A 14993-nucleotide genomic window follows, 5' to 3' on the forward strand; every position below is an offset into this window, starting at 1 on the left:
ACCTCGGCGGGCTAGTGCGCGCGGACGGTGCGCGGCGCCTTCGCCAGGTTTTCCCGCAGTTCGGCCGCATTCTGGCGGACGACGTAGGCCGGGCGGTCCCGTTCCACGCGCCAGCTTTCGGAGAGCGGGCCGATGTTGACGGTGTCGAAGCCGAACTCGTCGTAGAGCCGCGTCACAAGCTCCGCCGCCTCCGGGAAGTCGCTCGCGGTGGCCAGTGCGCGGCGGTTCTCCGTGCCGGCCGGGGTGCCGTCGGTGGCGATCTGGGTGGACATGATGTGGTTGAAGCCCTTGGCGACCTTGGATTTGGGCAAGTGCTCCTGGAGCAGCCCCGAGGTGGTGGCCTCGCCGTTGTCGAGCGCCGGGAACCGTCCGTCGCGCTCCCAGTAGTAGTTGTTCGTGTCGACCACGATCTTGCCCGCAAGCGGTTCCGCCGGGATGTCCTTGATGTTCTTCAGCGGGACCGTGACGACGGCGAAATCGCCGGCCGCCGCAGCCTCCGCCGCGGTTGCCGCGCGGGCGTGCGGGCCCAGTTCGGCAACGAGTTCCGCCAGGGTTTCCGGCCCCCGGGAGTTGCTGATCACGACGTCGTAGCCGAGCTGGACCGCCTTCCGGGCGAGCTGGCTGCCAATGTGTCCTGCACCGATGATTCCGATTGTTGTCATATTCGGGCTAACGGCATCCCGGCCGCGGATATTTCAGGGGACCCGGGCCGGGCGTGGCGGCCGCAGTTCAGGGGTGCAACCAGCCTTGCTCGAAGTCCGGGTGGTCGTAATAGGGCAACGCCAAGGCCTGCAGGGAGCGCTCCATCCAGTCCAGCGACCGCGGCGCCCAGTGGGCCTCCTGGAGCGAGTCGCTGACCATCGAGGCCAGCGCCGACTGCCGAGCCGCTTCGACGACGCCGATCAGCCTCCGCTTTGCCTCGCATTCGAGCAGCAGCCGTTGTTCGTACCATTCGCCGGATTTGGAGACGGTCCGGTCGCTGAGGAGTGTCCGGGCTGCCGCCTCGTCCTCGGAAATGCGCTCGGACAGAAACTCAACAATGTCCACAAACCGAGGGTACGCGCGGCGGGCGGACTTGGCATCACCCGAGCAGGTCGTCCTCGTAGCACCAGCGCCAGTCCTCGCCCGGTTCGATGCTGCGCATGACGGGGTGGCCGGTCGCTTCGAAGTGCCGGGAGGCGTGCGTGCCGGGGGAGGAATCGCAGCAGCCCACGTTCCCGCACGCCAAGCACATCCTGAGGTGCACCGGCGTCGTGCCTTCGCGGCGGCAGTCCGCGCAGAAGGGCTCGCGCGGAACGTCAGGGTCGGGTGCGGACTCGAGGTGGCCGCATACCCCGCCGGGCCTCGCGATCCCTTCGCCGCCGCCCTCGGCGGGGGTGTCCAGCTCCTCAAGCGAGATGTCCAGCATGGATTCCTCAACGTCCAGCCGGTCCAGAACCTCGCTGAGAACCTCGTGGGCGTAGGCGCCGCCGCGCCGCAGTTCCAGCACCTTGGCCCGTTCGGCTTCCAGCATGGCGAGCCGCAGCTGGGCATAGCGCTGGCTGGGGGTCGCGGCCTCCGAGGTCGGCCGGCCGAGCCGCTCCCAGGCCGCCAGCCCGCGCTCCTGGGTGCGCCGCTTGAGCATGGCCACCACCTCCGGCGGGTCGTTGTCGGTGCGCAGTTCCTGCAGCCGCTCCACCCCGGCCGCGGTAGCCAGCTGCATCAGGGACGCCTGGTTCAGGGCATCCTCGCGCTGGTCCGGGCCCTGGACCCGGAGCAGCCGGACCAGTGCCGGCAGGGTGAAGCCCTGCAACGCCAGCGTCCCGCCGACCACCACCATCGCGGCCAGGATCAGCACGGACCGGTGCTCCAGGTCCGCGGGCAGCACCAGCACCGCGGCCAGCGTCACCACCCCGCGCATCCCGGCCCAGGACACGATCGCGGCGAACTGCCACGGCGGCGCCGGGTCATCGCGCCGCACGCTCGGAATCAGCCGGGGCAGGTATGTCGCCGGGAAGACCCACACCGGCCGGAGCAGCAACACCGCCAGCAGAATCACCGCGCAGCCCGCCCAGATCCGGCCGGCGCCAAGCGAGTCGTCCTGGATGCCCTCGATGATGGTCCGGACCTGCAGTCCGATCAGCAGGAACACGGAGTTTTCCAGCAGGAACTGCACCGTGTTCCAGTTACTTCGCTGGCTCAGCCGGGCCGCGCCGTTGGGCATGGACGGCGCTTTGGTTCCCATTACGAGCCCGGTGACGACGACGGCGAGGACACCGGAAGCGTGGATCGCCTCGGCCGGAAGGTAGGCGACGAACGGGGCCATCAGCGATGTCGAGGTGTTGATCGCGACGTTGCGGATCCGCTTGCGGAGCTCGGTCAGCACGTAGGCGGCAGCCAGTCCGACCACCAGCCCGCCGCCGGCCGCGAGCAGGAAGCCGCCGGCGATCCCGGCCGCGGACACGGTCCCGGCGATCGCCGCGATGGCGGCGCGCAGGCAGACCAGCGCGGTGGCGTCGTTGACCAGGGATTCGCCCTCCAGGATGGTAACAATCCGGCGGGGCATGCCCACCTTCCGGGCGATGGCCGTCGCGGCCACGGCATCCGGCGGTGCGACGACGGCGCCGAGGGCGATCGCGGCGGCCAGCGGGATTTCCGGGAACAGCCACCAGACCACGAAGCCGACGGCGAGGGTTCCGAAGATGACGTAGCCCACCGAGAGCAGCGCGATGGCGCGGCGGTTGGAACCGAAATCGAAGAGCGAGGTCCGCAAGGCGGCGGCGTAAAGCAGTGGGGGCAGCAGCCCGATGAGGACCAGCTCCGGGTTCAGCTCAATGCGCGGGGCAAAGGGGAGGAAGGACCCCGCGACGCCGGCCAGCACCAGCAGCAGGGGAACGGAAACGTTGAGCTTCCGGCCCAGTGCGCTGCCGGCACAGACAACGGCCACGAGAACCAGCAGTCCGAGGGCGAGTTCCATGAGGCCATTCTGTCAGGCGGTTGATTCGGCCGTGCTCCGTGCCCGGCCGCGCTTAGGCGAGGCAGTCTTCCTTGACGCGCTCCTGCTGGCCGTGCGGTGCAGCGGCGGCGTGGTGCGCCTGGGCGTGGTGGCCGAACGGGTTGAAGCGGCTGTGGGCCAGGCCGTCGAATTCGTAGGCGGTTTCGGCGTGCTCGGAGCGGTCCACGCCGGCCACCTCGGCTTCGTGGCTGACACGGAAACCGACGGCCTTGTGGATCGCGAGCCCGATGACCGCCGTGGCCAGGCCGGACAGCGTGACAGTGATCAGCACGGCGACCGTCTGGGCGACCAGCTGGTGCAGGCCGCCGCCGTAGAAGAGCCCTCCGCCATGTCCGTCCGCCGGCAGGGCGATGAGGCCGAGCGCGAGCGTGCCGATCAGCCCGCCGCCGAGGTGGACGCCGACGACGTCGAGCGAGTCATCGAAGCCGAACTTGTACTTCAGGTCCACGAACACGCAGCAGGCGGCGCCGGCCACCAGGCCCAGTCCGACGGCGGCGAGCGGGCTGACGTTGGCGCAGGAGGGAGTGATCGCGACGAGGCCGGCCACCACGCCGGACGCCGCACCGAGCGAGGTGGGGTGGCCGTGGCGGACCTTTTCGACCACGAGCCAGCTCAGCATGGCGGCCGCGGGGGCGGCGAGGGTGTTGACCCAGATCAGGCCCGCCTGTTCCACCGTCGTCGCGGCACCGGCGTTGAAGCCGAACCAGCCGAACCAGAGGATCCCGGCGCCGAGCATGATGAACGGAATGTTGTGCGGGCGGTGTGCCGGGTCCTTGCCGAATCCGTGGCGGTTGCCCACGATCAGGACCAGGACCAGGGCAGCGGTGCCGGAGCTGATTTCCACCACGGTGCCGCCGGCGAAGTCGATCACCTGGCCGAAGACGGAGCTCACGGCCCCGCCGGCGCTCATCAGCCCGCCGCCCCAGACCATGAAGGCCAGGGGGCAGTAGACGACGGTAATCCAAACCGGAACGAAGAGCGCCCAGGCGGTGAACTTGGCGCGGTCGGCGATGGCGCCGCTGATCAGGGCGACGGTGATGATCGCGAAGGTTGCGCTGAAGCCGGCCTTGAGGAGGTCGGGGGAGCCCATGAGCCTGGCCAGCCCGAAGTTGGCGAAGGGATCCCCGAAGATGCCCAGGAAGCCCTTGCCGGTGGTCATCGAGTAGCCCCAGAGTACCCAAACGACACCCACGATGCCGGCCGAGACGAAGCTCATCATGATCATGTTCAGGGAGGCCTTGGCCCGGGTCATGCCGCCGTAAAAGAGCCCGAGGGCGGGGGTCATCAGCAGCACTAGGGCTGCCGAGAACATGATCCAGACGTTTCCCGCGGTGAGTTCCACCTGCGTTCCCTTCCAACAAATCGCCGTACCGGGACACCTCGCCGCCGGTCCCCAACCGGGTTCAATCCTCCCGGCGGCGTGTTTCAGGCAGTCGGGCGCAACGTTGCGGGGAAGTTACAGAAATCGTCCCTTCGTGAAGGGCGCGTGTCGGGTTTGTTTCCGGGATGTAAACGGCGGCTATCCGGCGCGGTTTCCCAGCCGTTTCGACGGTTCCGTGCACACCGGACGTTTCCTACCGTCTAACCGGCAGGGAACCGTCGAAACGGGTGCCGGCCGGCTGCGGAAGAATCGGGCGGGAACGTGGGCATCAGTCTGCCAACTGTCCGGAATCCCGGACACAAGCGCCGGCTACCCCCGTGATGCAGATCACGGGACGTGCTCAGATGGACGGACAAACCCACCCAGATCTCTAGTGAGGACGAGCATGCAAGCTTCGACACGAACGGAAACCGCCGGGGGGCGCGTCGAGCGCCGCTCCATCGACTTCGTTCCGGAAAATGAACGCCACGGATCTCCCGGGCAGCAGTTCACGCTGTGGTTCGGGGCGAACATGCAGATTACGGCGATCGTCGACGGCGCCCTTGCCGTGCTGTTCGGCGCCGATGCGCTCTGGGCAATCCTGGGGCTTCTGATCGGTAATCTGCTCGGCGGCGCGGTGATGGCTCTGCACGCGGCCCAGGGACCGAAGCTCGGCCTGCCGCAGATGATCTCCAGCCGGGCCCAGTTCGGCGTCTTCGGGGCGGTGATTCCGCTGGTGCTCGTCATCATCATGTACCTCGGCTTCGCGGCGACCGGTACCGTCCTCGCAGGCCAGGCCATTGATCAAATCACCCGCACCGGAACCCCCGCCGTGGGCATGGTGATCTTCGGCGCGCTAACGGTGCTTGTGGCCACGCTGGGCTACAAGTACATCCACGTGCTGGGCCGCATCTCGACCGTCATCGGCGTACTGGGTTTCACCTACCTTGGCATCCGGCTCTTCGCGAGCCAGGACGTCGGGGCCCTTCTCGCCTCCGGCACCTTCGAGTTCCCCACTTTCCTGCTCGCCATCTCGCTGGGCGCCGGCTGGCAGCTGACCTACGGTCCCTACGTCGCGGACTACTCGCGCTACCTGCCCTCGAAAACCCCGGCACGGAAGACCTTCCTGGCCGCCTTCCTCGGCACCGTGCTGGGCTCCCAGTGGTCCATGACGCTCGGCGCGCTGTTCGCGTCGCTGGCGCTGCCCAAGGGCCAGCGGTTCCTGGACGGCCAGGTTGCCTTCCTGGGCAACCTCAGCGGCGGCGGCCTGATCGCCGTCGTCATCTACCTGGTCATTGTGACCGGGAAGCTGACAGTCAACACCCTGAACGCCTACGGCGGCTACATGACCATGCTGACGTCTGTCACGGCCTTCACCCGCAAGACCGCCGCCCCGTCGCGGACCCGGTTCGCCTACGTGATCGGCTTCATCGGACTCACCGTGCTGATCGCCATGCTGGCCTCCCCGGACTTCCTCGCCAACTTCAAGAACTTCGTGCTGCTGCTGCTTATGGTCTTCATCCCCTGGAGCTCCATCAACCTCGTGGATTACTACCTGATCTCCAAGGAAAAGGTCGACATCCCGGCCCTGTACGACCCGAACGGCCGCTACGGACGGTGGAACAAAACGGCGCTGATCTCCTACGCGATCGGCATCGCCGCCCAGATTCCGTTCCTGGCGCAGACGCTCTACACCGGCCCGATGACCAAGGTGCTGGGTGGATCCGACATCTCGTGGCTGGTGGGCCTTGTGGTCACCGCCCTGGTGTTCTACCCCCTGGCCAAGCGCAACTCCAACGCGCCCGCAGAGATGATCTATCCGAACGACGCCGGCGTCGCGGCGGAGCCGCCGCCCGGCCGGCTCGCAGGCGCTCCGGTGGCCTGACCCGCCGTCGGCTCCCGCTCCGCCGTTTCGACGGTTCCGTGCACCCTCGACGTATCCAAACGTCGATTCGGCAGGGAACCGTCGAAACGGACAGCGTGGCTGCGGCGGCGCCTCAGAGCCGGGTGATTTGAGTCAGATAGCCGTAGTACTTCGCACCGGCCGGCCGGAGCGGATCTCCAATGAACCCGAAGTCCGGGTGCCGGCTGTTGTACGACTCGGCGGTGTCCAGGAACTGCTGGGTGACCTCCGCGCCCGATCCTTGGCAGGCTCCCTGGTCGATGCACAGGGCCACTGCGCCTGCCACTGCCGGACTGGCGAAGCTGGTGCCATGGTTCACGCCGTAGCCACCGGGCACGGTGGACAGGATGCACACACCCGGCGCGGCGACCGTGTGCTCCATGTCCCTGGCGTTGACGGCGAAGTTCGAGAAGAACGCCGGCCGGTCGTCCAACTGTCCGAGGCGCCGCCAGTCATCACGGCCGCACAGGCTGGCAGCGAGTCCGTCGGGCTTTCCGTCGAAGTCCGCCATGGCGGTCGCGGTCAGCACCTCGTGGTAGGCCGCGGGGACCGTCCCGGCGAGGTCCGCGGCCGAGTTTCCGGCTGCGACGGCGTACGCCACGCCGGCCCTGACCGAGCGGCAGATCGCGTAGTGCATCGGGTCGGTGCCCTTGCCGCAGTTGGCGGTGTCGGAGCCCGGGCCGCCGATGCTGATATTGGCGACGGCGATGTCGTTGTCCTCGTTGTCGTCCTTGTGGGTTGAGGTCACCCAGTCAATGGCGCAGATCAGGCTCTCCTCGGTGATGGAACCGGTGTTGGAGACGACCCGTACGGACCAGAGCGGGGTGCCCGGTGCCACGCCGATGATGCCGGAGCCGTTGTTGCGGGCACCGATGACACCGGCCACCGACGTGCCGTGGCCAAGCACGTCAATGGGCGTCACTTCGACCGGTTTCCCGGAGGTGCAGTCGATCCCTCCCTGGACGTTCAGGTCGGGGTGCTTGCCGTCGATGCCGCTGTCGATGACCGCCACATTGACTGCGGAGCCATTTTCATTGCCAGTGCCGGCACGTACGGCGTCCTTGGCCGCTTCCGGATCGCCGCCGATCCGTTGCCACCACAACGGAGCGATCTCGGTGTTGGGTGTGGTGGGCTCTTCGGGCTCCTCGAAGTGCCGGCCGAGCGTGACGAAATCGACGCTGGGATCGGCGGCGAGGTTCTTGGCCTGGCTGGCCGTCATGGTGCCGGCGTAGCCGCTCACAGCGCTCCGGTACACGTTGGAGCCACTGAAACCGAACTTGGCCTGCTGGGCCGCGGCCAAGGCCCCGGCATCGCCGGTGCCGTCCTTGAGCACGACAATGTAGCTTTGTGCCGGTTCGGCGGCGGCAGAAGGCGCAGCGGCCGCCAGGCCCCCGCCCGTTACCAGCAGGAGGGCTGCCAGGCCGCCCACGAAGCGCCGCGGCCGTGTGCCGTCCGGCGGGGGAGCAGCAGCGCCGGGCCGGGGACGGCGCCAGCCGGGATCCACGAATGTTTTTTGCACGTGCGGGAAAAGATTGCGGATAGTGGTAAACATCGTGGCCTCCCAGTAAGCATGGTGCTTTTCGAGTGCCCCCCGTCCATATGGTAGGCCCTGCAGCGTGGATTAATCAGGGGCTATCGGACTCCGCGTCCGGCGGCCGGCGGCAGCGGCGGCTACGCCAGAGGGATTTCCAGGCACCTTTCGCCGGCATTCCAGCTGCTTCCGGTGCCCAGTTCCCCGCACAGCCGGGACATCCGGTCCGCGACATCCCGGGCGTCTCGGACTGCCAACCGGGCCTGGAAGTCGGCGATGAGGGTGGGAAACAAGCGCAGCTGCCGCGGCGCCCCGCCGTCGGCCTCCAGCAGGAAGATGAAGGAAAAGTCGTTGCGCTCCTCGGGGTCCACCGCATAGTCATCGACGAAGTCCCCGGCGCCGTAGATGATCGGCCGGTTCCGGTACACCTCGACGCCGCGGAAGATATGCGGCGAATGCCCGAACACGACGTCGGCGCCCGCGTCGACCAGCTGCCGCGCCAGTGCGCGATGCTCGGGCGGGGCGCCGGAGCCCCAGTTGCCGCCCCAATGCGCCGAAACGACGAGCAGCTGGACACGCGACTTGGTCCGCTCCACCAACTCGAGCAGCTGCCCGACCCGCTCCCCGCGGTCTGCAACAGGGACGTAGTACACGCCTGGGGACCCGGGCGCTGCCTCCCAGTCCGGCTGGTTGTCCGTAAACGCCACGAACCCGACGGCGGTGCCGCCGACCCTGCGGACGGCCGGGCGCCGGGCCGAGGCCGGGTCCGTGCCAGCGCCCGCATGCAGGATCCCGTGCCGGTCCAGTGCAGGCAGCATTTCCCGCAGGGCGTCCGGACCGTAATCGAGGACGTGGTTGTTGGCGAGCGACACCAGGTCGATCTGCGCGGAGACCAGGCTGCGCACGTTCTTCAGGTCGCTGCGGAAGGTGAAGACCTTGCCGGGCTCGGGTCTGCCGCCGTCGGCCAGCACGCATTCCAGGTTGGCGATCCTCACGTCCGCCCGCCGCAGGACCGGCAGCGTGTCACCCCAGGGATAGGCGGGACCGGCGGTCTTCAGGTAGTCGTTGACCAGCCGGCCGAGCATGACGTCGCCCAGGAACGCGATCTGCATGGCACCAGCATGGACCGCCGGCCGGGCAAGCGAAAGGACGACGGCGGAACATTCCCCCGTCGTCCCCTCGCGATGCCCTAGGCGCGGAGGCTGCGGCCCAGATTCGCGTACTTTTCGAGCCGGCGCGGAATGAGTTCGCCGATCCCGGAGGCCGAGACCAGGGAGAGCTCGTATTCAATTGCCTGTCCCATCCGCCGGCAGAACGCCCGGGCCTCCAACGCGGCGTCGGGGCGTTCGTCAACGATGTGGTCTATTAGTCCGTTGGCGTGCAGGGCCGCGACGTTGACGCCCTGGGATGCGGACATCGCCGGCGCAAACTCGGTGCTGCGGTGCACGATGGCGCTTGCTCCCTCGGGCGGCAGCGGGGACAGCCAGGCATGCTGGGCTGCCACGGTCCGGTCGGCCGGCAGCAGCGCCAACGCACCGCCTCCGGCGCCCTGCCCCAGCAGCACCGAGACGGAGGGCGACCGCAAGCCGATGAGGTCATGGAGGGACCGGGCAATTTCGCCGGCCAAGCCGCCTTCTTCGGCTTCCTTGGACAGCGCCGCGCCGCCGGTGTCGATGACCGTCAGCAGGGGCAGGCCCAGCTCCTCCGCCAGCCGCATGCCGCGCCGCGCCTCACGGAGGGAAGCCGGTCCCATGGCCGTCTGCTGCGACGGCCTCGGCCGCGAGTGGCCGAGTACGACGCAGGACCTCTCGCCAAAACGGGCCAAGGCCAGCAGCAGCCCGGGGTCCTTCTCGCCCTGGCCGGTGCCGTTGAGCGGCAGGACGTCCCGTGCCCCGTGGGCCAGGAGCTGGCGGAGGTCGGGCCGGCGGGGATTCCGCGAAATCTCAATCGAGGTCCAGGCCCCGGCGTCCGAGGGGGCCACGCTGAGAGTCGGCGGCGGACCCACCGGCGCCGGGGAGCCGGGGCTGAGGATATCCAGCGCACGGTTGACGATATCGGGCAGTTGCCCCGGCGGAACCACCGCGTCGACGAGTCCTTTGTCGAAGAGGTTCTCCGCCACCTGGACGTTCTCCGGGAAGGGCGTGCCGTGCAGCGCCTCGTAGACCCGCGGGCCAAGAAACCCCAGAAGCGCGGCTGGTTCCGCCACGGTGATGTGGCCGAGCGAACCCCAGGAAGCCATCACGCCGCCGGTGGTGGGGTGGCGCAGATACACGAGGTAGGGAAAGCCTGCCTGCCGGTGTGCGCGGACGGCGGCGGTGATCTTGATCATCGACAGGAACGCCAGCGTCCCCTCCTGCATCCGCGTGCCGCCGGACGCAGGTCCCGCCAGCAGAGGCAGGCCTTCCGCGGTGGCCCTTTCGACAGCCAGGACGATTCGTTCGGCCGCGGCGGCCCCGATCGAACCCGCGAGGAAACGGAATTCGCTGACGATCACGGCGACCCGGCGGCCGCGGATCAACCCTTCACCGGTGAGGACTGATTCGTCCACGCCGGATTTCTCACGGGCCGCCGCCAGCTCCGCCCGGTAGGCGGGGCTTGGATCCGGGTCAGTCACCGGTTTGTCCCAGCTGCGGTAGGAGCCCGGGTCCAGCACCGTGGCTATCAGCGCAGTGGCATCGAGGTGCCGGACCTTCTGCTCTGCCAGCATGTCAGTGCCCGCCCCGGCCCTGGGCGCCGGCCGCCGTCGGGACGCCCGAAGCGCTGTCCAGCCAGCGGCGGATGTTGCCTCCGTCCTGGTCCAGCAGGGGTGGGGCGCTGTGCGATGTCAGGGTGGTCTCCCGTGCGTCGCCCGGGTCGAAGAACCGCAGCGGGGGGCCGGGCAGGCTGATTTTTCCCAGGACCTGGTGGTCGACGTCGATCACCAGGCCCTGCGAGTGGACCTGCTCCCACTGGTAGACCTCGTCCAGGGTCCGTACCTTTCCGGCCGGGATGCCCACCTCGTTCAGCCTGGCCAGCAGGGGCTCGGCTTCATAGCCGGCAAAGGCGTCCTCGACCGCGTCAATGACCTTTTCGGGGTTGCGCACCCGGTCAGCGTTGGTGGCGAACTCCGGCCGGGTGGTGTCGATCCCGAACGCGCCGGCGAAGCTCTTCCACAGCTTCTCGCTGCCCACACTGATCTGCACCTTGCCCTGGCGGCAATGGAACAGCCCGTAGGGGGCGATGGATGGGTGGTGGTTACCCTGTGCCTGCGGCAAGTCCCCGGCGACGGTCTGCCGCGTGCCCTGGAACGCATGCACCCCGATCAGGGCCGAAAGCAGGGAGGTCCGGACGATCTGCCCCTTGCCCGTCCTTTCGCGCTGCAGCAGTGCGGCGAGGGTGCCGAAGGCCCCGTACATCCCGGAGAGCAGGTCGGCGATCGGCACCCCCACCCGCTGCGGATCGTCAGGCCCGGAACCGGTGAGGGACATCAGCCCGGCCTCACCCTGCAGGATCTGGTCGTAGCCGCTGCGGGCGGCCTCCGGCCCGTCATGCCCAAAGCCGGTGATCGACAGGATCACGAGTGCCGGGTTCAACGCATGCATTTCCGACGTCGAGAATCCGAGCCGGTCCAGGACGCCGGGGCGGAAGTTCTCCACCACGACGTCGGCCTTCGTGAGCAGTTCCCGCAGGATCTGGCGCCCGTCGTCGCTCTTCAAATCCAGGGCGATGGACTCCTTGTTGCGGTTGCAGGACAGGAAGTACGTGGCCTGCGGGTCGTCCTCGGGGCCTACGAAGGGCGGTCCCCAGCCGCGGGTGTCGTCCCCGGTGCCGGGGTTTTCAACCTTGATTACCCGAGCGCCGAGATCCGCCAGCATCATCCCGGCGTGCGGGCCGGCAAGGGCACGGCTGAGGTCCACCACGAGGTAGCCGGCCAGCGGGCCAGCGTTGGGGAGGTCGGATTCCTTGCTCATAATCGATCCTTTTCTTTTCAGTTCCAGGGTGTGCAGTGCGTGCGCCGGCATCGGCCGGGGGCAGCTACATCCAGCCGGGGACAACCATGACAAGCCAGGCGATGGCCGGCCCCGCGACGACGACGATGCCGCTGTAGGCGAGGATCTGCTTGTAGAACTTGTCCTTGTCCACGTCCTCCGGAGCGTTGGCCAGCACCAGGGCGCCGTTGGTGGAGAACGGCGAGACGTCCACGATCGTGGAGGAGACGGCCAGCGCGGCGATCACGCCGATGGCGCCGATTTCGCCGCTGGCCAGGAACGGGACTGCCAGCGGGATGAGCGCGGCCAGGATGGCGGTGGAGGAGGCGAAGGCGGAGACGATGCCGCCGATGTAGCAGATCAGCAGGGCCGCGAGCAGCGGCATGCCGAGGTCGGCGACGCTGTTGGAGACGAACTTGATGGTGCCGGCCTCTTCGAGCACGCCGACGAAGGTCAACATGCCGCAGATGAGCAGGACGGTGGACCAGCTGATCTTGTTCACTGCCCCCTTCTGGGCCTCGGGTGAGACCAGGGCCAGGATGATGGCGATCGTGATGGAGACGAATCCGACGTCGACCTTGAACCCGAGTGAGATCACGGCCAGCGCGATCAGGCCGAGGACGGTGACCAGCTGCGGAACGGTCGCCCGGGCGCCGGCGGAGGTGGCGGCGGTACTGTCGGCAGACGAACCCGCGCTGCTGCCCTTGGCGGACACGCTGGCGGGGGAGATGTCCGAACCTGAGCCCTGCAGGGTGACGCCGGCCGTGCGGGCGCCGACGCTGACTTTCATGCGGGTCTCGGCAGCCTGCTCGATGAGCCGGCCGGTCTTGGAGGAGAGCAGCTTGTTACCGCCAAGGACAATGAACAGCACGAGCGCGATGACGAGGTTGAAGAAGAAGCTCGCCAGGAAGATAGCCATCGGGCTCGCCGCAAGGTCCGTCTTGGCGATGATGCCGTTGACCGTGACGCCGTAGACGGCGATCGGCGAGAACCCGCCTGCCTGGGCGCCGTGGATCACCATCATGCCCATCATCAGCGGGTTGATCTTGTGCTTCGCGGCAAAGCTCAGGGCGATCGGCGCGATGATGGCGACGGCGGCCGGGGACAGGGCGCCGACGGCGGTGATTAGCGCGGTGATGGCGAACATGACCCACGGAATGAGGGCGACCTTGCTGCCCACCATCCGCACGGCGCCCCGGACCAGAAGGTCAATGGTGCCGTTGTTCTGTGCGATGGCGAAGAGGTAGGTCACCCCGACGATCGTCAGGAACAGCCCGCCGGGGAAATTGGCCAGAATCTCGTTGGTGGACATGCCAAGGAAAACCGAGCCAAGCAGGAAGGCGCCGACAAAGGCCAGCGCACCCATGTTGAGGGGCAGCACCGTGGCCAGCAGGAACATCACCGCCAAGACGATGATGGAAAGCACGGGAGCGGACATCTTTGTTCCTCCGGGGACTAGTGTGATGTGGATTACAGGACTACTGGCCTAGCCTCTTAGACACTAGGTGAGTTTGTCAATACGCCTCAGGGATAGGATGGGGGAGTCGCTACGTCGGGAGGATGTTGGAGATGGCAAAGAAGTCTGAGGTCCCGGAGATTTCCCGTGTGTCCAGGCCGCGTCTGTACGAGCAGCTCGTGGCGCAGCTCCTGGACTTCATCGAGTCGGCCCAGCTGGGCCCCGGCGACCTCCTGCCGGCCGAGCGGGACCTGGCCGAACGGCTCGGGGTCTCCCGCGCCACGCTGGCCCAGGCGCTCGTGGCGCTGGAGGTGCTTGGCGTGATTGACGTCCAGCACGGCACCGGAGCCGTCCTGGTGTACCGCCCCAACGTCCCCGCGGTGATCAAGGGCCTGCGCGAACACCGCAGCAGGCTTCCCGAGATCGTCGAGGCCCGCAGCACGTTGGAGGTCAAGCTCGCCGAACTAGCGGCCGCGCGGCGGACGGACCAGGACATGCAGGCGATTGACGCGGCGATTGACGTCATGGCCGAGGAGGTGGCCGCAGGCTCAAAGGGTGCGCGCGGGGATGAACTCTTCCATCAGGCCGTCACGGCCGCCGCCCACTCCGCGGTCCTGGGCCAGCTGATGGCCTTTATCGCTGAAATGATCCTGGAGACCCGGATCGAATCCCTCGGACAACCGGGGCGCCCCGAGCAGTCCATTGCCTCACACCGGAAGATTGCGGATGCCATCCGGGCGCAGGATGCCGCAGGCGCCGCCGAAGCCATGTTGGCCCACATCGACATGGTGTCCGACGTCGACCTGCTCAAGTAGTCGGAGCACCGGCGGCAGGGGCTGTTAAGACCTCCGCCGGGTAACCGGAATTAGAAGAGGCGATGCCGCCGGGGACCGGGGCTGTGGGGACTAGCCGTTGTAGCCCTCCACCTGCGTGACCGGGCGGGCCTCCGCATCGTCGGGATTCTCGCCGTATTGCCTCTTCGCCCGCCGTTGCCGCAGCAGGTCCCAGCACTGGTCGAGGTCCTCCTCGAGCTGCCTGAGCCGAAGCCGGTCCGGCACGTGGTCGTGGTCGGCGCTCGCGGACTCGGCCTGTTCCCGGAGCCCACGTTCCTCGTCCACAAGGGCGGTGATGCGCTGGAGGATGTCCCGTTCGTCCATGGTGTCCTACTTCCTGCGGTCCTGAAGCTGTGGATACACGCCAGCGTAATCACGGGCGTGCGTCGTGACCAGAGGACGGCCAGTGAGCGGACCCCGCCGAGCGACGGGGCCCACTCGCTGAGCCTTCCGATGCGAACCGGCTCTAGCCGTCCCGGCGCTGCAGTACGAGCCGCAGCGCTAGCAGCAGGCCGCCGCCGCACAGAAGGGCCAGCGCCACAAGGTGTAACCCGTCAGTGGTTCCCGTCATAGCCAACATGCCCGCTCCGGAGGCCGGAGCCTCGAGCCGCGCGGCCACGCCGGCAGGATGAGCAGCCTGGCCGGTCGACGGGAACTTTGCCGTCGGGAGGGTGCCCTGCATTCCGACGGCGGCGCCGGAGCCGTCCGCGTTGCCTCCCGCCTCGCCTCCGGCGTCCAAGCCCGGCGGCGTGACGGCTTCTTCAGTTCCGGCCTCCGTTGGGACTCCCGCAGAGGCCTCGGAGTCGCCGAGGATCCCGATCGACGTCGCCCCGAGCGTCACCGGTGCGGTGACAGGGACGATGACCTGGGTGCCGGAAGCGAGGCCCTCGCTTCCGGAGGTGGAGCTCCCGCCGGCGCTGGCCGGTGCCGGTGCGGTGGTCCCGCCC

General features: G+C 68.1%; 12 protein-coding genes and 1 pseudogene. 2 read left to right on the forward strand and 11 right to left on the reverse strand.

Annotated features, from left to right (window positions below; all coding sequences use genetic code 11):
- Positions 1–11: 11 nt before the first annotated feature.
- The 4 genes from AC1DH3_RS10845 to AC1DH3_RS10860 form a co-directional block, all read right to left on the reverse strand.
- The gene (locus AC1DH3_RS10845) at positions 12–662 is read right to left on the reverse strand and encodes an NADPH-dependent F420 reductase (protein ID WP_441416738.1); all 651 of its coding nucleotides are present in this window, start codon (positions 660–662) and stop codon (positions 12–14) included.
- A gap of 67 nt (positions 663–729) precedes the next feature.
- Positions 730–1047, reverse strand: coding sequence for a DUF6221 family protein (locus AC1DH3_RS10850; RefSeq protein ID WP_175323884.1), 318 nt, complete (start codon positions 1045–1047; stop codon positions 730–732).
- Between the two features lie 34 nt (positions 1048–1081).
- On the reverse strand, positions 1082–2956 hold the full coding sequence (locus tag AC1DH3_RS10855) for a Na+/H+ antiporter (RefSeq protein WP_476909303.1): 1875 nt from the start codon (positions 2954–2956) through the stop codon (positions 1082–1084).
- Between the two features lie 52 nt (positions 2957–3008).
- Positions 3009–4337 carry an ammonium transporter gene (locus AC1DH3_RS10860; RefSeq protein WP_476909304.1) on the reverse strand — a complete coding sequence of 443 codons (1329 nt, stop codon included), beginning with the start codon at positions 4335–4337 and terminating at the stop codon, positions 3009–3011.
- Positions 4338–4761: 424 nt separating this feature from the next.
- Here AC1DH3_RS10860 and AC1DH3_RS10865 point away from each other — a divergent pair, with 424 nt between their 5' ends.
- Positions 4762–6240 (forward strand): purine-cytosine permease family protein, encoded by a 1479-nt coding sequence (locus AC1DH3_RS10865; protein ID WP_476909305.1) that lies wholly within the window; start codon positions 4762–4764, stop codon positions 6238–6240.
- A gap of 112 nt (positions 6241–6352) precedes the next feature.
- Here AC1DH3_RS10865 and AC1DH3_RS10870 read toward each other — a convergent pair whose 3' ends face one another.
- From AC1DH3_RS10870 to AC1DH3_RS10890, 5 genes are all read right to left on the reverse strand, one after another.
- A complete protein-coding gene (locus AC1DH3_RS10870; protein WP_476909306.1) occupies positions 6353–7810 on the reverse strand; it encodes a S8 family peptidase in 1458 nt (485 codons plus the stop codon).
- Positions 7811–7929: 119 nt separating this feature from the next.
- The gene (locus AC1DH3_RS10875) at positions 7930–8901 is read right to left on the reverse strand and encodes a CapA family protein (protein ID WP_441416743.1); all 972 of its coding nucleotides are present in this window, start codon (positions 8899–8901) and stop codon (positions 7930–7932) included.
- Positions 8902–8978: 77 nt separating this feature from the next.
- On the reverse strand, positions 8979–10496 hold the full coding sequence (locus tag AC1DH3_RS10880; protein WP_476909307.1) for a carboxyl transferase domain-containing protein: 1518 nt from the start codon (positions 10494–10496) through the stop codon (positions 8979–8981).
- A gap of 1 nt (position 10497) precedes the next feature.
- On the reverse strand, positions 10498–11739 hold the full coding sequence (locus AC1DH3_RS10885; RefSeq protein WP_476909308.1) for a CaiB/BaiF CoA transferase family protein: 1242 nt from the start codon (positions 11737–11739) through the stop codon (positions 10498–10500).
- Positions 11740–11803: 64 nt separating this feature from the next.
- Complete coding sequence (locus tag AC1DH3_RS10890) at positions 11804–13195, reverse strand: SLC13 family permease (RefSeq protein WP_441416746.1); 1392 nt, start codon at positions 13193–13195, stop codon at positions 11804–11806.
- A gap of 131 nt (positions 13196–13326) precedes the next feature.
- On the opposite strand from AC1DH3_RS10890, the gene AC1DH3_RS10895 reads away from it, so the two are divergent.
- A complete protein-coding gene (locus AC1DH3_RS10895) occupies positions 13327–14028 on the forward strand; it encodes a FadR/GntR family transcriptional regulator (RefSeq protein WP_441416747.1) in 702 nt (233 codons plus the stop codon).
- Between the two features lie 90 nt (positions 14029–14118).
- Here the strand turns inward: AC1DH3_RS10895 and AC1DH3_RS10900 are convergent, their stop codons facing one another.
- Entirely contained in the window at positions 14119–14370 is a 252-nt protein-coding gene (locus AC1DH3_RS10900; RefSeq protein WP_441416748.1) for a DUF2630 family protein, read from the reverse strand.
- Positions 14371–14512: 142 nt separating this feature from the next.
- A pseudogene (locus AC1DH3_RS10905) lies at positions 14513–14993 on the reverse strand (hypothetical protein); the annotation flags it as partial.

Source organism: Arthrobacter sp. 05L428, assembly GCF_056397665.1.

Excerpts from the sequence above, each read along its gene's own strand:
- AC1DH3_RS10845 (WP_441416738.1), bottom strand. The coding sequence starts at position 662 with ATGACAACAATCGGAATCATCGGTGCAGGACACATTGGCAGCCAGCTC.
- AC1DH3_RS10855 (WP_476909303.1), bottom strand. The coding sequence starts at position 2,956 with ATGGAACTCGCCCTCGGACTGCTGGTTCTCGTGGCCGTTGTCTGTGCC.
- AC1DH3_RS10865 (WP_476909305.1), top strand. The coding sequence starts at position 4,762 with ATGCAAGCTTCGACACGAACGGAAACCGCCGGGGGGCGCGTCGAGCGC.
- AC1DH3_RS10870 (WP_476909306.1), bottom strand. The coding sequence starts at position 7,810 with ATGTTTACCACTATCCGCAATCTTTTCCCGCACGTGCAAAAAACATTC.
- AC1DH3_RS10875 (WP_441416743.1), bottom strand. The coding sequence starts at position 8,901 with ATGCAGATCGCGTTCCTGGGCGACGTCATGCTCGGCCGGCTGGTCAAC.
- AC1DH3_RS10880 (WP_476909307.1), bottom strand. The coding sequence starts at position 10,496 with ATGCTGGCAGAGCAGAAGGTCCGGCACCTCGATGCCACTGCGCTGATA.
- AC1DH3_RS10885 (WP_476909308.1), bottom strand. The coding sequence starts at position 11,739 with ATGAGCAAGGAATCCGACCTCCCCAACGCTGGCCCGCTGGCCGGCTAC.
- AC1DH3_RS10890 (WP_441416746.1), bottom strand. The coding sequence starts at position 13,195 with ATGTCCGCTCCCGTGCTTTCCATCATCGTCTTGGCGGTGATGTTCCTG.
- AC1DH3_RS10895 (WP_441416747.1), top strand. The coding sequence starts at position 13,327 with ATGGCAAAGAAGTCTGAGGTCCCGGAGATTTCCCGTGTGTCCAGGCCG.
- AC1DH3_RS10900 (WP_441416748.1), bottom strand. The coding sequence starts at position 14,370 with ATGGACGAACGGGACATCCTCCAGCGCATCACCGCCCTTGTGGACGAG.